The organism is Legionella sp., from assembly GCF_047605385.1.
In the GTDB taxonomy this organism is placed as follows: Bacteria; Pseudomonadota; Gammaproteobacteria; order Legionellales; family Legionellaceae; genus Legionella.
The window spans coordinates 1-18,466 of the sequence record NZ_JASGFU010000009.1 but is presented as its reverse complement, the minus strand read 5'-3'; the positions used below and the strand labels follow the sequence as shown (position 1 = coordinate 18,466).

The following is an 18,466-nucleotide window of genomic DNA, read 5'->3' as shown; positions in this document are numbered from 1 at the left end:
GTTTGCTGCTACTCTTAAACACTATTAAAATCAAGCCATTGTCATTCTCAAAAATAATTATAAAGGAGGCTCAATGAAGCAGAAATCGAATTTAAGTGGTCGGGATGTATATGTTGTTGATGGAAACCGTACTCCATATCTTAAAGCCAAAGGATTAGGCCCTTTTAGTGGATCTGATTTGGCAGTTGCTGCAGGAATGGCTTTATTAAATCGCCAACCGATTTCACCTTCGGATTTAGATGGAGTAATTATTGGCAGTGCAATGCCTGGTCCTGATGAGGCAAATATCGCACGTGTGGTGGCTTTACGTCTAGGGTGTGGCGATGAAGTTCCTGCATTTACGGTAATGCGTAATTGTGCTTCAGGGATGCAGGCCATAGACAACGCTGCTTTAGAAATCAGCAGTGGTCGTAGTGACCTGATTCTTGCTGGAGGCACTGAAGCAATGAGCCATGCTCCCTTATTATTTAATGAAAAAATGGTTTCCTGGTTAGCTAATTGGTATGGTGCAAAGAGCGTTGGCCAAAAATTCGCTCTCATGACTAAATTTCGTCCTACATATCTGGTGCCTGTCATTGCCTTGCTTCGTGGTCTAACCGATCCTATTGTTGGTTTGAATATGGGACAAACTGCCGAAAAAATTGCTTATCGTTTCAATATTACTCGCCAGCAAATGGATGAGTTTGCATTACAAAGCCATTTAAGATTGGCAAAAGCGTACGCAGAAAATAGCATGTCAGAAGTAACTCCTATCATTGATAGTAAAGGCCATATTCATGCACAAGATGATGGTATGCGCCCTGATTCAACTTTAGAAAAACTAGCCAAATTAAAACCCTATTTTGATAAAAAATACGGTATGGTAACTGCTGGAAATAGTTCGCAAGTGACTGACGGTGCCTGTTTATTATTGTTAGCAAGTGCCGAAGCCATTAAGAAATATGGTTTGAAAATAATAGGCCGTATTGTCGATTCACAATGGGCCGCGCTTGACCCTTCTCAAATGGGACTTGGGCCAGTGCATGCCGCAACTCCCATCATGCAGCGCCATGGTTTACAACCTAATGATTTTGATTGTTGGGAAATCAATGAGGCATTTGCAGCACAAGTGCTTGGTTGTCTTGCGGCATGGAATGATGATGAGTATTGTAAAACCCAATTTGGGCTCGATAAAGCGTTAGGTGCGCCGGCAATAGATAAATTAAATCGTGACGGTGGCGCTATCGCAATAGGGCACCCTGTTGGCTCAAGCGGGGCGCGTATAGTCCTTCATGTGTTGAAATCACTAGAGCAAAGAAATGAGTCGCGAGGAATGGCCTCTATTTGCATTGGTGGGGGGCAAGGGGGAGCGATGTATTTAGAACGTGTGACTGAGGTAAAAGGACATGAGTAATTACAAAAATTGGAATTTAAAAAGAGATCACGATAATATTTTATGGTTAGGTCTTGATCGCAAAGATACCAGTGTTAATAGCATAAATGAAGAAATTTTAGATGAGCTCAATAGCTTTCTTCATGAAATTGCTCAAGACAAAAATGCTATTGGCCTCGTCATTTATTCTGTAAAAGCTAAAGGTTTTATCGCTGGAGCGGATGTTAGTTTATTTTCTAAATTTGAAACACCTGTACAAGCAGTAGATTTTCTACGTAAAGGACAAGCGGTGTATGCACGTTTGCAGACATTAGGTATTCCAACCGTGGCGATGATTGATGGTTTTTGCTTAGGTGGTGGCTTTGAGTTAGCTCTATCTTGCACCTATCGTATTGCTTCTGATGAGAAAGATACACGTATTGGATTACCTGAAGTATTGTTAGGTATTCACCCAGGTTGGGGTGGAACTGTGCGTTTGCCTCAATTAATTGGTGGTTTTAATGCTTTATCACAAGTCATGTTAACCGGTAGTGGTCTTGTTGCTACAAAAGCTAAAGCATTAGGTATGGTTGATGATGTAGTGCCTGTTCGTCAATTAAAACGTGCAGCAGTCTATTTTATTAAAAACAAACCATCACCTCATACGCCTTCATTTATACAAGGCCTTACCAATTCGGCTTGGTTGCGAAAACCACTTGCTGCATTAATGCGTAAGAATATTGCTAAGCGTGTGCGCAAAGAACACTATCCTGCTCCTTATGCCATCGTTGATTTATGGGAAAAAGAAGGTGGCATAGGGGATCGTGCCTATTTAAAAGAAATTGATTCCGTAGAGCATTTAGTGACTCTAGGAAGCACTTCACGAAATTTGATTCGTGCTTTTGAGCTGCGTGAGCGTTTGAAATCTTTTGCAAAAGAGAGTGACTTTAAAGCAACTCAGGTACATGTAATTGGTGCAGGTGTTATGGGCGGGGATATTGCTGCTTGGTGTGCATTGCGTGGTTTGCGTGTGACTTTGCAAGATCAATCCTATGAGCGAATTGCCCCTGCGATTGGACGCGCTTATGCATTGTACAAGAAAAAATTACGTAAGCCACGTTTAATTCAAGCTGCTATGGATAATTTGATTCCTGATCCAGAGGGAAATGGAATTGCGAAGGCAGATGTGATTATTGAGGCAGTTTTTGAAAATCTTGCTGTGAAGCAAGAAATTATGAAAAGTATAGAAAGCAAAGCGAAAAAAGATGCCATCATCGCTACTAATACCTCCAGTATTCCATTGGATGAAATGAGCAGTGTGATGAGTGATCCCACGCGTCTTGTTGGTATTCACTTTTTTAATCCAGTAGCAAAAATGGATTTAGTTGAAATCGTGAGTAGTGCTAAGACGGCAAACAAAATGACGCAAGCATCATGTGCATTTGTAAACCAAATTGGCAAATTGCCATTGCCAGTAAAATCAAGCCCAGGGTTCTTAGTGAATAGAGTATTAATGCCTTATTTAATGGAGTGTGTGCAATTACTTGATGAAGGTTATAGCGCAGAAACCATTGATGAATCTGCTTTAGAGTTTGGTATGTTTATGGGGCCTGTTGAGCTTGCTGATACAGTGGGGATGGATGTGTGTTTGGCCGTAGCAGAAAACTTAACCACTCACTTTGGTGGTACCGTACCACAAAAACTACGTGATATGGTTAAAGCAGGTAAGTTGGGCCGTAAAACTGGGGAAGGTTTTTATCAATATAAAAATGGCAAGCCAATTAAGAAAAGCCCTATAACCGTTAAGGATCAACATATTGCCGATCGCCTAATTCTTAGAATGGTGAATGAGTCTGCTGCTTGTTTACGTGAGAGCGTTGTTGCTGATTCAGACTTGCTTGATGCAGGTATGATTTTCGCTACTGGGTTTGCTCCATTTCGCGGAGGGCCAATGAACTATGCTAAAGATCTTGGCAAGAATAATCTGGAAAAATTATTTAAAGCCATGGAATTGAAGTATGGTGAACGTTTTAAAGTAGATGAAAGTTTGTAATTTTTGAGTATCGAGGATAACTTGGGTTAGCATGTTATTAACCCAAGTTATTTTTGCATTTTTGCAACAGATAAAAGCTAATTATTAATACAATTGCACTACCGATAAGATCCGTAGGATAGTGCCAGCCTAGTAAAACACACGAAGCGATTAAAAAAAGATTGAGTATTGCTAAAAGAACACAAGCAATTTTCCATTCTCTAATTAAATAAACACAGAGCATCGCCCAAATCACATGAAAAGAAGGTAAAGCAATTAGCCCACCATCATTAGTGGTTGGTATAATATGATGGTGAATTTGTTGAAATTTTAAACCGGTAGCTATTTGAGCTGTGGAAAAGTATGCGCCATTAGACATACTGGCAGGAGCTGTTGTTGGAAAGAAATAATAAAAGGAAAAACCTATTAAAGTCGTACACAGCAAAAGAAAATAATACTCGCGTAGCAAATGGAAACGACAGGTCAGTATAACCAACAAAGGAATAATGCTCATTTGATAAGTTAAATTATCATAAATAATACCCAAAAAATTTTTAAATCGGGGGTATAGATTGGTCCAACGAACGATACGGTCCATATCAATATGCACCATTTTTTCAAGCCAAGTAATTTGCTTGTCAATTGGAGTAAAAGGAGTTAATTGTATTGCATTGGTTGCGAAGGCAATCACGGACATAATGCAAAAAAAGTACAGTAACTCTCGACCTATAAGACAAGGTTTACTGTGTTTCGCAAAGATTAACGTTAACCCTAGATAAAACAAAACCAAAATGAGTGCTAGTAAAGGCACATTATCGGGGAAATAGTTATTTCCTCGATAATGATACATCATGCAATTTATAAAAAAAATAAATAGTGAAAAGAATAAAATCAATCCGGAAAGTAATATAATATATCGGGATGGTAGTGAGCGCATTTATTATTAAGAAGTTATTCAGTTGTTTCTAATAATTGTTTTTGCTTAATTGCATGAAAAATTTCTTCACGATGCACGTTTATTGATCTAGGAGCTTCTACGCCAAATTTTATGTTTCCGTGCTCTTGCGTTTTGAATGCTAAAATTTTAACAATAGTATTATCTATGTTAATCATTAAAGGTTCTTCAAAGTGAAGTGAAACAATATCCATCTAAAACCCTCTTTCTTTTTATTATAAACGCTTTGAATATCAAAGATATTGGCGAACGTTACCTTAATTTATAGACGCTTGTCACTAATAATTTGCATGAATTTGATAAAAAAAAATTAATTTTAGTTGAATCATACTGTCGACAGAAATAATTACGTTTTATCATTGTCATGAGAGGTTAAAAGAGTTACAATTAGCAGCTTTTTTTAAACCTTGCCTTACCGACTTTCATTATACAGCGGAAGGCTTAATCCATAAGGAGAAACTATGAGACATTATGAAATTATGTTTCTTGTGCACCCTGATCAAAGCGAGCAAGTGCCAGCAATGGTTGAGCGCTATGAAGGGATCATTACCAAGCATAACGGTAAAATTCACCGTAAAGAAGACATAGGCCGTCGTCAGTTGGCTTATTCAATGAATGATGTGCATAAAGCTCACTATATTCTGATGAATATTGAGTCCTCTCTTGAAGCGCTTGAAGAAATTAAAAATGCATTTAAATATAATGATGCAATTTTAAGAAATTTAATTACTCTGAAAAAGCACGCGATTACAACTGAATCAGTGTTAATGAAGAAAGAAAAAGAAGTCAGAACAGCCTAATAGGAGTGTATAAATGTCCGCTTATTTTCGTAGAAAAAAAATGCGCAACTTTAATGCTGAAGGTAGCGCTGAGATTGATTACAAAGACGTAAACTTTTTAAAAAATTATATTTCTGAATCTGGAAAAATTGTACCTAGCCGTATTACTGGTACGCCAGCAAGTTTCCAAAGAGCATTAGCTAAGGCAATTAAGCATGCTCGATTTTTAGGTTTATTGCCTTATTGTGATAGCCACGGTTAGTAAATGATGCGTACGGGTGACTTTATAACAAGACATTGTAAAGTTTTGCTTGAGAATAAACAGCGAGCAATCATTTATGCTGTCCTCTTTTCTATTTTACCATTTGCATCATGGCTTTCTGTGGCTTTGATGAGTTTGGTTACTTTAAGAAAAGGTGCTCGTTCAGGTTTTGACGTTTTGTTGCCAGCGCTCGTGATTCATTCTGTGCCGTTAATGATGTTACTACCAATATCCGGTGCATTAATAAATACTGCAATCGCCTATTTTCCTTGTTATTTCGCAGCGCTAGTTTTGCGAAAAACAGAAAGATGGCAGTTTGCTTTAGGTGTTTTTTTTATACAAGCCTTGATAGGATGTTTATTGATTCAGCAATTTGCCCCTGAATTTATTCTCGCTCAGTTTGAGCAATTCAAATCAGTGTTGATACAATATCAGGAATTTGTTGATAGTGGCATGGATAGCATAGGTTCGGTTAATTTGGCACAATTGTTTTTTGGAATCCAGATATTAAGTGCAATTGTTTCTGGAACAATTTCCTTAATGTTTGCCCGTTCAATCCAAGCGAAGTTGTTTGTGTCAGGTGGGTTTAAAAATGAACTTTTAGCATTCCGTTGCGGCAGGCTTTCCGTATTAGTACTTATAGGAGCTTCCTTAGGTAGTTATTATGAAATGCCTCTAACCATAAATATTCTTCCTATAGTGCTAAGCTATTTCTTAGCATCAGGATTTGGTTTGGCTTATTTTATTTGTGCGCGTAAAAGTCAGGTTAGAGTATTTATTTTATTATTTTTACTCATCTTATTAAAACCGACTTTTATATTATTTGCCTACATCATTTTAGGGGCAGCAGACAGTTTATTTAATTTTAGAGCGTATCTCCCAGAACGGGTGAGAGAGTTAATTTAAGGGGTTATATAAGATGGAAGTGATCTTATTAGAAAAAGTGAGAAACTTAGGAAATCTGGGTGATAAAGTAATTGTTAAAGCAGGCTATGGTCGTAATTACTTGATTCCACAAAATAAAGCTGTGTTCGCGACACCTCCAAATATTGAGATGTTTGAAGAGCATCGTGCCGAACTTGAAAAGAAAGCACAACAATCTTTCGCCACAGCAGAACAACGTGCTGCCAAGTTAAACGACATTACTTTAGTGATTAGTGCAATGGCAAGTGACGAAGGGAAACTGTACGGTTCTGTTGGTATCAATGAAATTAAAGATGCATTGATTGAGAAAGGGGTTGACGTTAGCAAACGTGAAATCGTTATGCCAGAAGGCTCTTTACACTCAATTGGTAACTTTGTTATTGAAGTCCATGTTCATAGTGATATTATTGCTAATCTTCAAGTTGAGATTGTTCCGGCTAAATAAGTTATAGTCGCTTATATGATTTGAACCCGTATTAGGTTTCTAATACGGGTTTTCTTTTTAAGATTGAGTTAGAGCTCTGTCTTTTCCATAGGCGTGCTCTTTCGCGAGGACAGCACAGCAATACTATTATATGTTAAGAATTTTAATAGTTTATTAAGTATATAAATATTGAATTTAAACATAAGTTAATATAAAGTAATTAAAATTCATTAACTTTTAAATCAAATGAACAAAAAAATTCTTTTAACAATCTTATGTTTTTATCATACATTTTCTTTTGCGGATGCAGTGCAGTTGCATGGTGATACAGCGCAGCAAATTCAACAAGTTTATACAACTCTGCAAACGCAAATTAATAACACAAGAACGAATCAGCAGCAGCAATTCGATAAACTTAATGCTGAATTTCAAACGCAAATGAAGCAATTAAATGATCGAGTGCAAAAACAGATACAGGATTTAAATACACAACTTCAAACTCAATCAAAAACGTTACAGGCCAATTTTCAACAACAAATTAGTCAGTTACAGCAGCAAATGTTAAAAAAATAATTTTATGCTGAAAGTAAGGTCAGAACATATGAAAAAGTCCGCTGTGACCTTACTTCACTATCATTGTCTAGTATTCGTCAGTGTTAATCTTTACGCTATGACTAATCTCTTGAATGGCATCAACAGTTAATTCTCCATGAGTTTTCCAAAACACAAATGTTCCTTTAGTGATTCGTGAGTAACAGCCCAGTGTTAATACATGAAGTACATTTTCCAAAAATTTTATTCCTATAGAAGACCGTTGAATAGTTAGAAGCTCAGCAGGGGTCATATTTCCATACATGGAATTTTCTTTATTCAAAAAATCATCTATCTAATTAATTTTTGATCAGAATTCATTGTCTTGTTGTCTAATGTTGCCTTTAGTCTTTGGCAAGGGAAATCGGAATTTTATTTTTTTCGTATCCCATCCCCACTCCAAAAAATATTTTAGCGATAATAATCGGCGGTTAATCGTTGGAGGCCTGAGACCTTCATCTATCAAATACTGTTTGTACTGGCGCGCATCGGTGGGCGTAATGTTAAGCAGTTTCATTTCTACACCATTGATTGATTCAAACCAAATGGCAAATTGGATTAAATCGCTTCGATAACTTGTCAAGGTGGCAGGCGATTTATCAGTCGATTTTTGATAGGAGATATAGTTTTCAATATAGGTATTTTTAGTCATTAATAATTATACGATTAGATTTTGAAGAGATAATCTACCACAGTAGGACTAATTATACGATGGGTTGATAGCAAACTAAGCGTAGAATGAGTGTTATACGATTAGTTTTGCAAGAAGCACGCTCGATTAATTAATTACATTTTATGCGATTAGTTTAAGCACGAGATATAAATAATTGACGCCTTATATAATATGGTTTATTGGTCGTTTAACAGGTGAAAATATGCGCGATTTATTTAGAGATAATTTTTTTGATTTAGGTCGATATGATTAAATTAAGGACTATTTAGAGTAGTCTATGTCGCTTTTGCCCCATTCCTGTAATTAAAGCCTATTTTTCATATAAAGCAATTAGAGTATAGAAGGTCTTTGGTAAGTTTTTGTGAGCAATTTATATCTTATAAAATAAACAGTTTATAAAACGATAAAAATGAAAAAATAGTGTTGAGAATTGCCCAGATATAGGCTGGATACTGGCCTTTGTATCCACTGTAATAAGAATAAAGAGCAATGAAAGCACCACCAGTAAAAAATAACCATTGATTATCATCGGCAAAACCTAAAGAAAGCAATGCAATGCCGCAGATCCCCAAAAATAAAATAAGGCTTTTGTCTTTATTCAATATCAGATAAAAAATTAACAGTTGTAAACATAAAAGAATAGGTAAGGCTATTTGAATATAAGGACCATGGCCCAAGATAATAGCTGTATGGCCTGCGATGAGAATAAGTTCAAGAGCTACATAATAAAGAAGACGGTAATGGATTGCCACTGCTAATAATGCTGTAGCACCGATAATGTAATATGGTTGTGGGGGCCATTGTGTTGTTCCGTATAGCACAATGAGAGCCCCTATGATTCCTAAGACTATATATTTATTTTCATAAATATTAAGCACAGATCACCATTTGAGATAAATTCCTTTAGCTACTGATTCTTGAATTATTCCACTTTGTGATTTGTTGAAGCTAACCCAATAATTACCCATGTTACTTAATGCGAAGCGAGCACGTGGATATTGGCATACATCTAAAACATCACGGCAATCTACTGGAGAGGTACCTTCTCCAATATGTTTATAGCAACGGAAATTTAAATTCTTAATGTCAGAAGCAAAAGCTCCCCAGTTCATTGAATCCAAGGTTGCATGCAATGGCGGACTCATGAATGCTTCTTCAGACGCTTGATGTTCTAATTCAATACGCGAATCTGAATGATTTTGTATTAAATAATAAGCTTGTTTACCAGTATCATTTAATATTAGATAGTTTTGGCTGTATGCAAAACCTGTAACTTCACATCCTCGTGGGAATGAGTTTAATGCATGTGCACTGCTGATTAAAAGTGCGGAGCACACAATGGATGTATGAATACGATTAAACCGTGACATAATTACCTCAATAAGTAAAATTGGCGTGCTATTTTAATCATAAAAAAATCAAAGTCCATGGGCTACAAAATAAAAAAGAAAGATTATTCTTTATTTGCAGCAATTTTTGCTCGAATCATTGGGTAATAAGTCCTGTAAAAACTTAAATATAGATACATGCCCACATATGCCATTGATAAGGAAAGCCAGACATTATTCGTTTCTGGGTAATTAATCAGTAGACAAATTGAACTAATACCATAAATAATAGAGCAACAATGCATCAGTATCTTTAATGTATGTGAATCAGTTAGATAATCCAGCCGAGAAGGATATACATATTTAACCGGTACAAAAATCAAAACAGAAAGTATGCTTAATATAATAGCATTTGCAGTTGCTGAAGTATTAAACAGAATCATGTAGAAAATAGTAATGTTCCAATAGCAAGGGAATCCTTTAAAAAAATGATCTGCTGTTTTGGCATCTGCTTGGCAAAATTGATACGATGAGGTGATTGTAATCGCAGAAATAATAAAAATAGACCAACCAGATGGAAGCATGTTTGGCTTTACTAATAAGAAAAAGCAAGGTGTAATCACGTAATTGACATAGTCAACAATATTATCTAGTAAAGCACCATCAATTTTTGGGAGTACTTCTTTAATGCGAACCAGACGGGCAAGACTGCCATCTACCGCATCAATAAACACAGTAATCGCCATAAGCCATAGCGCGAAAATATACTCATGCTGGTATATTTTCTCTAGAGTAAAAACACCAATACAGGCAGCACTCGCAGTAAATATATGCACCGACCATGCTGCAAGATACTGTAACGGTTGAAAATGAGGTTTGCTTAAGTTCATTAATTATCCTAGTGTTAATGGCTATTAAATATAATTAACGTATTGATTAATGGCTATTCTTTATCATAGAACATAGGGAGTACCTAGTAAAAATATAAAAATAGTATCAATAATCAAAAGTAGTGCGCAAGAAAAGTTGATAATTTTAATAAAATATAAATTTCGCATGGTGAATTAAATGAAAATTCAAACAATAAATCCAGCAACTGAACAAGTAATTCAAAGTTATGAGTACCTCAATGAATCTGAGGCTAGTAAAAAAATTGAAGAAGGGCACCAGGCCTTTGTGAAATGGAAGCATAGTTCTTTTGCTAAAAGAAAAAAATTAATGCAGAATTTGGCTCATCTTCTTAAAGAAACAAAAGAAGAATTATCCTTTCTTATGGCAAAGGAAATGGGAAAACCTATTACTGCAGGGAAGGCGGAAATCGATAAATGTGCTTGGGTTTGTGAACACTATGCGGAATATGCCGAGTCCTATCTGCAGTCACGAATGATTCAAACTGAAATGAAAAAGGCTACAGTTTGTCATCTCCCCTTGGGAGTTGTCTTTGCAATTATGCCTTGGAATTTTCCATTTTGGCAGGTATTTCGTTTTGCTGCTCCGACCATAATGGCTGGAAATGCTGCAATTTTGAAACATGCGCCTATCTCTTTTGGGACCGGTAATCGCATTGAAGAATTATTTAAAGAAGCAGGTTTTCCGAATTATTTGTTTCAGCATCTAATCATTGATAATGAGGGAGCTGCTCAAGTTATTGCCCATCCACGAGTTGTTGCTGTGACGCTTACGGGGAGTGAACGAGCGGGTACCGCAGTAGCCTCACAAGCAGGAAAGTTTTTGAAAAAATCCATGCTTGAGCTTGGTGGTAGTGATCCCTACCTTATACTAGACGATGCCGATTTAGATTTAGCTGCACAATGCATTGTCAATTCTCGTTTAAATAATTCTGGACAAGTATGTATTGCTGCTAAGCGTATTATTGTATTAGCCTCGGTCGCCAATCAGTTAATTGATAAGGTAAAAGAGCTTATTTCTTCCTTTAAAATGGGTAATCCTTTAGACTCAACTACAAATCTTGGACCACTTGCTCGTGCTGATTTGAGAGAAACTGTGCATAAACAAGTAGAAAAATCACTTAAACAAGGTGCTAAATTATTGCTAGGTGGTATAATTCCTTCTGGCCAAGGTTTTTTTTATCCGCCAACATTACTCACCCAGGTAAAACCCGGCATGCCGGCCTTTGATGAAGAGTTATTTGGTCCTGTTATTGCGATCATTAATGCTAATGATGAACAGGAAGCCATAACCTATGCAAATCAAAGCCAATATGGTTTGGGCGCAGCAGTGTTTACACAGGACTTGGAAAAAGGGGAGCGGATTGCTACTTACGAAATAGACTCCGGTGTTTGTTTTGTGAATGCATTCGTTGCTTCTGATCCACGGTTACCTTTTGGTGGAATAAAGCATTCAGGTTATGGCCGTGAATTATCAAAAGAAGGCATATTAGAATTTGTGAATACTAAAACTGTAGCTATTAGTGATTCAAATAAATAGATACAGGCAATAACTGGTTGTAGAAAAGCAAAATTGACGGGGTAAGCAATGTCATATAAATTTGAAGAGGGTAAATGGGTATTAATCGACGCCATTGCCGATAGAATAAAAAAATCTATGGAAGGCGAGCAAGCTAAATATTGTGCCGAATTTGCCAAGCAATTATATGGAACTGTCGCCATGGAAGATTTAAGTGCATGGGAGATAGATGATCTGTACGGGGCAGTAGTTAATTTTTGGTCTCTAATCAGCGAACGTGCTCCGCATGAAACAAAAATTAGAATTTATAATCCAGATTTTGAACGACATGGTTGGCAAACCACACATACTGTCATTGAAGTAATTTGTGATGACATGCCATTTTTGGTTGATTCTCTTCGGTTGGTAATTCATCGAATGGGCCTTTCTTCCCATTTAACTATTCACATGGGCGGTATTCGCGTTAAGCGTGATAAAAATAATCGTGTTTGTGAGCTCTTACCCCGTGATCAAGTGAGTGAATCTAAAGATATTATTCATGAAGCTCCTGTGTTTATAGAAATCGATCGCCAAACCGATCCTAAAATTCTTGAAGAATTGCATAAAGGCTGTGAGCACGCAATTAAAGATAATACGGTTGTTTTTGACGATTGGGATAAAATGCGTGCTGAAGTGAGAGAGGCAATTGTTGAAATCGACAAAATTGCATCAGTGCTTGATGCCAGTGAAGTAGAGGAAACTAAAGCATTTTTAAATTGGATTGAAGATCATCATTTCACATTCCTAGGTATAAGAGATTATGAATTGGTAGAAAAAGGAAAGGAAACCTTATTGCAAGCAATTCCTGAAACGGGTTTAGGACTTTTACGTGAAAGCGTAACTAAATCAATGACTCGTAGTATTTCTGCAATGGCTCCTGAAGCGCGTGAATTTACATTATCGCCCCGTATTTTAATCATGTCCAAAACGAATACCTTAGCCAGTGTGCATCGTGATGCATACACGGATTACATTGGTATTAAACGCTTTAATTCCGAAGGTAAGGTAATTGGTGAGCGTCGCATCATCGGTTTATATACTTCCGCTGCTTATCATACCAACCCCAAACAAATTCCATTTTTACGCCGAAAAGTAGCATTAATTATGGAAAATTCCCGTTTAAATCCGCGCAGCCATTCAGGAAAGGTTTTATTAAATATCTTAGAAACCTTACCACGTGATGATTTAATTCAAGGAACAGAAGAAGAGTTATTAGAAATTGCAATGGGTATTTTCTACATGCAAGACAGAAAACGTATTCGTTTGTTTGCACGTATGGATGTGTACCGCCGCTTTGTATCTTGCTTGGTATATGTGCCTAAAGAGCGTGTCAATACTGAGTTAAGAATGGCAATGAAAAAGATTTTTGAAGAGAGTTTCAATGCGGTAGACATCACATATACAACTCAGTTTACTGAATCGGTTTTGGCGCGTATTCACTTTATTATTAAGTTAGATCCAGAAAATTGTCCTGAATATGATCTTAAAGAAATTGAAATGAGATTAATTGAAGCTGGTCGCTCTTGGACTGATGACTTACAATATCATTTGTATGAAGCTTATGGTGAAGAGCAAGCAAATGGCTTATTTGCACGTTATCGCGGTGTATTTCCAGTAGCTTATTGTGATACTTTTAGTGCAAGAACAGCAGTTTATGATATTCGTCATATTGAGATGTTAGGCCCAAAAGAGCCTTTGGGAATTAATTTCTACAAACCGCTTGATGAGTCAGATAATAATTTCAGATTAAAAGTGTATCAACATAATACAACTATTCCATTATCTGATGTACTACCTATCCTGGAAAATCTTGGCTTACGCGCGATTAGTGAGCGTCCTTATCCGCTTAAGTTTGAGGATGGGTCTGTAACTTGGGTTAACGACTTTGCAATGCAGTATACTCGTGAGTTTGAATTTGAATTAGATGATATTAAAGAGCTTTTTCAAAACGCTTTTGCTCGCGTTTGGTTTGGCGATGCAGAAAATGACGGGTTTAATCAGCTCGTATTAGCTGCGGGATTGGATTGGCGTGAAGTTGCTATTTTACGTACCTATGCCAAGTATTTTAAGCAAATTGGTTTTATCTTTAGCCAGGAATATATGGAAAAGGCTTTAAATAACAATATTCATATTGCCAAAAAATTAGTACAACTTTTTGAAATCCGTTGTAATCCTGCTGAAGATCTTCATCGTGAAGAGCATTTTATTTCTCTTTCCGAAGAAGTCCTGGCAGATCTTGATCAAGTCGCAAATTTAGATGAAGATAAGATCATCAGACAATATATTCATGCCATTACTGCTACATTACGTACAAACTTTTATCAAGTTGATAAGAGCGGTAATCTAAAGAATTATATTTCAATTAAGCTAAACAGTAAAATAATTCCCGGCTTGCCTAAGCCTTACCCTATGTTTGAAATTTTTGTGTATTCTCCACGATTTGAAGGGGTGCATTTACGCTGTGGTAAAGTGGCGCGTGGAGGCTTACGCTGGTCTGATCGTCGTGAAGATTTTCGTACTGAAATCCTTGGGTTGATGAAAGCACAACAAGTGAAAAATTCCGTTATTGTTCCGTCTGGTGCTAAAGGAGGTTTTGTACCTAAAAGGATTGAGCTTAATGCAACACGTGAAGAAGTCATGACCGAAGGTATTAGTTGTTATCAATTATTTATTCGTGCTCTTCTGGATGTTACCGATAATTACGTTGAAGGTCGTATTGTTAAACCAGAAAATGTAGTTTGCTACGATGAAGACGATCCGTACTTAGTAGTTGCTGCGGATAAAGGTACGGCAACTTTCTCTGATTTGGCAAATGCTATTTCTTTAGAATACAACTTTTGGTTGGGAGATGCCTTTGCATCAGGTGGTTCTGTTGGATACGATCACAAGAAGATGGGTATTACTGCCAAAGGTGCTTGGGAATCAGTAAAGCGTCATTTCTATGAATTAGATATAGACATCCAAAACAATGACTTTACTGTTATTGGTATTGGTGACATGGCTGGAGACGTGTTTGGTAATGGTATGTTGTTGTCGAAGCACATTAAATTAATTGGCGCATTCAACCACATACATATTTTTGTTGACCCTAATCCAAATGCAGAATTGTCATTTAAAGAAAGAGAGCGTTTATTCCATTTACCACGTTCTAACTGGACTGATTATGATAAAAAGCTCATTTCTAAAGGAGGAGGCGTATTTAACCGTAATGCTAAATCCATTCCTGTAAGCAAAGAAATGCAAGAAGTATTTGGTATTAAGCAAAATGAAATTGAGCCTAATGAGCTTATTAAAACCATTCTCAAAGCAAAAGTAGATTTGCTGTGGAGTGGAGGGATTGGTACTTATGTAAAAGCCAGTACTGAGTCCAATGCCAGTGTGGGAGATCGTACTAATGATTCAACTCGTGTCAATGCGAAACAATTGTGTTGTAAAGTTATTGGTGAAGGCGGTAACTTAGGATTAACGCAATTAGCTCGTGTTGAGTACAGCCTCAATGGTGGTATGGTTTATACTGACTTTATTGATAATTCTGGCGGGGTAAACTGCTCTGATAAAGAAGTTAATATCAAGATCTTGTTGAACAGTATTGTGGCAGTAGGTGATTTGACACCAAAACAAAGAAACGAATTGCTTGGTGAAATGACAGATGAAGTCAGTAAGTTAGTATTGCGCGACAACTTCTTGCAAACTCGTGCGATTAGTTTATCTGCATCGCAAGCATTACAAGGCCTGGAGTTACAAAGTCGTTATATTAAAGAGCTAGAGCGGACGAGTAAAATCGACCGCGCTTTAGAATTCTTACCAGATGATAAAGCGCTGCAAGAGCGTAAATTAATGGGACAAGGGCTTGGCCGTCCAGGAATTGCAGTATTGATGTGCTACAGTAAGTCAATTTTAAAAGAGCAAATCTTGGCTTCTAATGTACCTGAAGAACGTTATATGGAACAATTTTTAGTCAGTTCGTTCCCAAAACCTTTGCAAGAGCGATTCAGCAAGCAAATGCAAGATCATCCTCTGAAGCGTGAAATTATTGCTACCAAGTTAAGCAATATCATTGTAAATGAAATGGGCTTTACCTTCATTTATCGATTACAAGATGAAACTGGAGCACCTGTTTCTGCAATTGTTCGAGCGTATATGATTACTCGTACTGTTCTAGGTTTGGAGTCAGTTTGGAAGCAAATTGAAGAACTGGGTACTAAGATTAATGCAAAAAGACAAATCGAAATGATGATGTTCTATGTTCGACTTTCACGACGTATTACTCGTTGGTTCTTACGTACCCAACGTCGTTCAGTTGATATTGCTGAGATTGTAAATTTGTATTCACAAGGTGTTAATGAATTGAAAATGTCGATTCCAGCAATTTTAACTGAAGAACGTCGTGTACGGTATGAAGAGCATTATCAGCAATTGATTAACGAGGGCATTCCACCAGGCCTGGCTCATGAATTAACTGTAACTCGCGCTTTATTCTCAGCTACTGATATTGTTGAGATTGCTAATTATCGTAATATGAAAGTATCACAAGTTGCTGAGGTTTATTTCGGTATTGGTGAATATCTGGATCTTGCGTGGATTAGAAAGCAAATTATTCAACATCCTACTGAAAACCATTGGGAATCTTTATCTAGAGAAGCCTTACGGGATGATTTAGATTGGCAACAACGTCAATTGACTGATGGTTTGTTGAATTATGATGGTGAGAACTCTAATGTGAGCGTTCGCCTGACAGCATGGGGAGAGTCTCATACTGCGTTAATTGAGCGTTGGCATCATATTTTATCTGACTTAAAATCCAGCTCAGTGTTGAATTACACTATGTTCTTTGTTGCGATAAGGGAATTATTGGATCTCACACAAACGACAGCACAAGCTTATCCTGAAAAAGAAATAGCTTGATATTCTTATTCCGTATTAGGCAGTAATGCCTAATACAATGTATCTTGAACAAACACACTCACATTGTGCATGTAATTGCGTATTTTATTTTCAGTTAGTTTAATTTTAATGATAAAATACTTCATCATTATGCGATAATAACCCGGTGTAAGTATGGCAAGCAGTAAAGAAGATAAGGCACACTAATAGCAAGAGATGCAGAGAATAAGTTTGGGCACTTACCTTGTGATGCTGGTGGAAATATAATCGCTCACTCCTCCTCTGTAACGGATGTATTAAATTTATTCAAATCTTCCATTACTACCCATAACTTATTCAAACCCTATTTAGAACCAATGAAGGCGAGGTCTTGTGTGGTGCAAGGGGATTTGGCAACATTAAAATTTATCGCTGGACGTAACCTAGAAGCGTTATTCCAAAAGGGAACTATCACCGACCCAAGAGAGCGCACCTTTTATGATGTATCTGCCTGGCAACTCATCCTATTTCTTTGTGATGTGGGCATGAAGCAGCAACTGATGCCTTTAATTCCAGAACAGTTTAAAGCTATAGCTCAAAATCAAACGAAAGAGCTTGGTTTTGGTGGCGCTGATTTAATTAAATTATCCCGAGACCCACACGCGGTGGCTTCTGAGGATTTCAAAGGGATAACTCAATTTAAACAAATCGTTACCCTATATAGTGGTTCAAGAAAAGAAATCACCGTCCCATTACTTGAAAATGTCGATGGGCTTTTTTATTACCAACACGAGAATAAAGAAATTCATTTCTACTATGCGAATCGCGATACCAAAACGATTAGGCCACTCGAGGCAAACATTAAAAATCAGATGAAGAGAAGCAATTATTTGATGCATTTAAAGCATCTTTTGATGCCATGGAGAATAACTCCAGTCGTCGCTCGAGTGATGCTGAGCATCGATTGATAGCAAAACTATTCCATTGTCCACTTCATCGGCAAGGGGTTCACTATGAACACCATGGGATATCTTACCAGGATAGTGGCACTTCATTTAACCTTATAAATGCTTATAGAAAAAATATTAGAATGTATGAGGAAGCAAAACAAAATAATGAATGGAACAAAGCGTACACTGATTGGCGTGAAGGAGTGGGTACTACTTAAGGCGAGGAAATGTGGCTTTTACAGCAAATTTGTGCGGAAGGCTGTCGATTCAGCCCTTTACCCACAGATTTTAAGGAGTTTAAGCGGGGAATTATCTTTTATAATTGGGCTACCAGCAAGGTGGAGTCTGCTTTCGCTGGTGGGAAACTTGCTGCTGGTCTGGGTTCTGATTTTGCATTAGATAAAAGCCCGCGGTGCGCTGGTCCCTTTGGATGGTTCATCGCGGTGGCGAGGCGGAACGTGCCGTTGGACATCGGCGCAGATTTGGTTGCCGTTTGTCGGCTTGTTGAAGACGCTAAAGCAAATATTATTGAGCCGCAGCAAAAACAAGAACCTGGCTTGCTGCTAAGCAACTCTCATTAGCTCGACCTTTAGATGCTTGGTCGAGGCTATGGAGTAACGTCGTTGCAACATCTACCAAAGATGTGTCCCAACATGCCTCAATAAACCAGGTTAATAATTCATGCTTTGTCTAAGATTTTGCTGTTTGCGTCCACCAGGAGACTCATTGATTCAAGTAATTCATGGCTTGGCGGAGAGAGACTCCAGAGGTAACTATTTGCTTGACTTGTTCAGAGAAAGCCTTAGGGTCAAGCCCTGAACGATCCCGTCAAATTTTTGCACAATCATAATTTTCCCAGTCTAAGGCA

At 37.3% G+C, this 18,466-nt stretch carries 19 protein-coding genes; 12 read left to right on the top strand and 7 right to left on the bottom strand.

From position 1 onward, the window contains the following. Positions 1-73: 73 nt before the first annotated feature. Positions 74-1,393, top strand: coding sequence for an acetyl-CoA C-acetyltransferase (locus QM652_RS03580; RefSeq protein WP_415072953.1), 1,320 nt, complete (start codon positions 74-76; stop codon positions 1,391-1,393). Continuing rightward, complete coding sequence (locus tag QM652_RS03575; RefSeq protein ID WP_415072951.1) at positions 1,386-3,404, top strand: 3-hydroxyacyl-CoA dehydrogenase NAD-binding domain-containing protein; 2,019 nt, start codon at positions 1,386-1,388, stop codon at positions 3,402-3,404. The genes QM652_RS03580 and QM652_RS03575 overlap by 8 nt, the downstream gene beginning before the upstream one ends. Before the next feature lie 37 nt (positions 3,405-3,441). Here the strand turns inward: QM652_RS03575 and QM652_RS03570 are convergent, their stop codons facing one another. Next, the gene (locus tag QM652_RS03570) at positions 3,442-4,320 is read right to left on the bottom strand and encodes a phosphatase PAP2 family protein (RefSeq protein ID WP_415072950.1); all 879 of its coding nucleotides are present in this window, start codon (positions 4,318-4,320) and stop codon (positions 3,442-3,444) included. A 14-nt stretch (positions 4,321-4,334) separates the two neighbouring features. Further along, entirely contained in the window at positions 4,335-4,532 is a 198-nt protein-coding gene (locus tag QM652_RS03565) for a carbon storage regulator (protein ID WP_415072948.1), read from the bottom strand. A 267-nt stretch (positions 4,533-4,799) separates the two neighbouring features. Between QM652_RS03565 and rpsF the strand changes: the two genes are divergently transcribed. The 5 genes from rpsF to QM652_RS03540 all read left to right on the top strand — a co-directional run bounded on the left by rpsF (position 4,800) and on the right by QM652_RS03540 (position 7,300). Beyond that, a complete protein-coding gene (rpsF, locus tag QM652_RS03560; RefSeq protein ID WP_415072946.1) occupies positions 4,800-5,138 on the top strand; it encodes a 30S ribosomal protein S6 in 339 nt (112 codons plus the stop codon). 13 nt (positions 5,139-5,151) lie between these two features. After that, complete coding sequence (gene rpsR, locus QM652_RS03555; RefSeq protein WP_415072944.1) at positions 5,152-5,379, top strand: 30S ribosomal protein S18; 228 nt, start codon at positions 5,152-5,154, stop codon at positions 5,377-5,379. 3 nt (positions 5,380-5,382) lie between these two features. Then, on the top strand, positions 5,383-6,285 hold the full coding sequence (locus QM652_RS03550; RefSeq protein ID WP_415072942.1) for a hypothetical protein: 903 nt from the start codon (positions 5,383-5,385) through the stop codon (positions 6,283-6,285). A 13-nt stretch (positions 6,286-6,298) separates the two neighbouring features. Further along, a complete protein-coding gene (gene rplI, locus QM652_RS03545; RefSeq protein WP_415072940.1) occupies positions 6,299-6,748 on the top strand; it encodes a 50S ribosomal protein L9 in 450 nt (149 codons plus the stop codon). A 225-nt stretch (positions 6,749-6,973) separates the two neighbouring features. Then, positions 6,974-7,300 (top strand): hypothetical protein, encoded by a 327-nt coding sequence (locus QM652_RS03540; protein WP_415072938.1) that lies wholly within the window; start codon positions 6,974-6,976, stop codon positions 7,298-7,300. A gap of 67 nt (positions 7,301-7,367) precedes the next feature. On the opposite strand, the gene QM652_RS03535 is transcribed toward QM652_RS03540, so the two are convergent. From QM652_RS03535 to pcsA, 5 genes are all read right to left on the bottom strand, one after another. Next, positions 7,368-7,583: a hypothetical protein gene (locus QM652_RS03535; RefSeq protein WP_415072936.1), complete on the bottom strand. Its 216-nt coding sequence runs from the start codon at positions 7,581-7,583 to the stop codon at positions 7,368-7,370. A 45-nt stretch (positions 7,584-7,628) separates the two neighbouring features. Next, on the bottom strand, positions 7,629-7,970 hold the full coding sequence (locus QM652_RS03530; RefSeq protein WP_415072934.1) for a site-specific integrase: 342 nt from the start codon (positions 7,968-7,970) through the stop codon (positions 7,629-7,631). Positions 7,971-8,368: 398 nt separating this feature from the next. Next, positions 8,369-8,812: a hypothetical protein gene (locus QM652_RS03525; RefSeq protein ID WP_415072932.1), complete on the bottom strand. Its 444-nt coding sequence runs from the start codon at positions 8,810-8,812 to the stop codon at positions 8,369-8,371. Between the two features lie 60 nt (positions 8,813-8,872). Continuing rightward, positions 8,873-9,361 (bottom strand): enhanced entry protein EnhB, encoded by a 489-nt coding sequence (locus tag QM652_RS03520; RefSeq protein WP_415072930.1) that lies wholly within the window; start codon positions 9,359-9,361, stop codon positions 8,873-8,875. Between the two features lie 83 nt (positions 9,362-9,444). After that, on the bottom strand, positions 9,445-10,209 hold the full coding sequence (pcsA, locus tag QM652_RS03515) for a phosphatidylcholine synthase (protein WP_415072929.1): 765 nt from the start codon (positions 10,207-10,209) through the stop codon (positions 9,445-9,447). A gap of 178 nt (positions 10,210-10,387) precedes the next feature. Here pcsA and QM652_RS03510 point away from each other — a divergent pair, with 178 nt between their 5' ends. From QM652_RS03510 to QM652_RS03490, 5 genes are all read left to right on the top strand, one after another. Next, the gene (locus QM652_RS03510; protein WP_415072928.1) at positions 10,388-11,767 is read left to right on the top strand and encodes an NAD-dependent succinate-semialdehyde dehydrogenase; all 1,380 of its coding nucleotides are present in this window, start codon (positions 10,388-10,390) and stop codon (positions 11,765-11,767) included. Between the two features lie 48 nt (positions 11,768-11,815). Next, complete coding sequence (locus QM652_RS03505; protein ID WP_415072927.1) at positions 11,816-16,690, top strand: NAD-glutamate dehydrogenase; 4,875 nt, start codon at positions 11,816-11,818, stop codon at positions 16,688-16,690. A 353-nt stretch (positions 16,691-17,043) separates the two neighbouring features. Next, positions 17,044-17,616: a hypothetical protein gene (locus tag QM652_RS03500; protein WP_415072926.1), complete on the top strand. Its 573-nt coding sequence runs from the start codon at positions 17,044-17,046 to the stop codon at positions 17,614-17,616. Next, the gene (locus tag QM652_RS03495; protein ID WP_415072925.1) at positions 17,613-17,816 is read left to right on the top strand and encodes a hypothetical protein; all 204 of its coding nucleotides are present in this window, start codon (positions 17,613-17,615) and stop codon (positions 17,814-17,816) included. Before QM652_RS03500 ends, QM652_RS03495 begins: the two co-directional genes overlap by 4 nt. A 120-nt stretch (positions 17,817-17,936) precedes the next feature. Beyond that, positions 17,937-18,179: a hypothetical protein gene (locus tag QM652_RS03490; RefSeq protein WP_415072924.1), complete on the top strand. Its 243-nt coding sequence runs from the start codon at positions 17,937-17,939 to the stop codon at positions 18,177-18,179. Positions 18,180-18,466 lie beyond the last annotated feature (287 nt).

Excerpts from the sequence above, each read along its gene's own strand:
- QM652_RS03580 (WP_415072953.1), top strand. The coding sequence starts at position 74 with ATGAAGCAGAAATCGAATTTAAGTGGTCGGGATGTATATGTTGTTGAT.
- QM652_RS03575 (WP_415072951.1), top strand. The coding sequence starts at position 1,386 with ATGAGTAATTACAAAAATTGGAATTTAAAAAGAGATCACGATAATATT.
- QM652_RS03570 (WP_415072950.1), bottom strand. The coding sequence starts at position 4,320 with ATGCGCTCACTACCATCCCGATATATTATATTACTTTCCGGATTGATT.
- QM652_RS03565 (WP_415072948.1), bottom strand. The coding sequence starts at position 4,532 with ATGGATATTGTTTCACTTCACTTTGAAGAACCTTTAATGATTAACATA.
- rpsF (WP_415072946.1), top strand. The coding sequence starts at position 4,800 with ATGAGACATTATGAAATTATGTTTCTTGTGCACCCTGATCAAAGCGAG.
- rpsR (WP_415072944.1), top strand. The coding sequence starts at position 5,152 with ATGTCCGCTTATTTTCGTAGAAAAAAAATGCGCAACTTTAATGCTGAA.
- QM652_RS03550 (WP_415072942.1), top strand. The coding sequence starts at position 5,383 with ATGATGCGTACGGGTGACTTTATAACAAGACATTGTAAAGTTTTGCTT.
- rplI (WP_415072940.1), top strand. The coding sequence starts at position 6,299 with ATGGAAGTGATCTTATTAGAAAAAGTGAGAAACTTAGGAAATCTGGGT.
- QM652_RS03540 (WP_415072938.1), top strand. The coding sequence starts at position 6,974 with ATGAACAAAAAAATTCTTTTAACAATCTTATGTTTTTATCATACATTT.
- QM652_RS03535 (WP_415072936.1), bottom strand. The coding sequence starts at position 7,583 with ATGTATGGAAATATGACCCCTGCTGAGCTTCTAACTATTCAACGGTCT.
- QM652_RS03530 (WP_415072934.1), bottom strand. The coding sequence starts at position 7,970 with ATGACTAAAAATACCTATATTGAAAACTATATCTCCTATCAAAAATCG.
- QM652_RS03520 (WP_415072930.1), bottom strand. The coding sequence starts at position 9,361 with ATGTCACGGTTTAATCGTATTCATACATCCATTGTGTGCTCCGCACTT.
- pcsA (WP_415072929.1), bottom strand. The coding sequence starts at position 10,209 with ATGAACTTAAGCAAACCTCATTTTCAACCGTTACAGTATCTTGCAGCA.
- QM652_RS03510 (WP_415072928.1), top strand. The coding sequence starts at position 10,388 with ATGAAAATTCAAACAATAAATCCAGCAACTGAACAAGTAATTCAAAGT.
- QM652_RS03505 (WP_415072927.1), top strand. The coding sequence starts at position 11,816 with ATGTCATATAAATTTGAAGAGGGTAAATGGGTATTAATCGACGCCATT.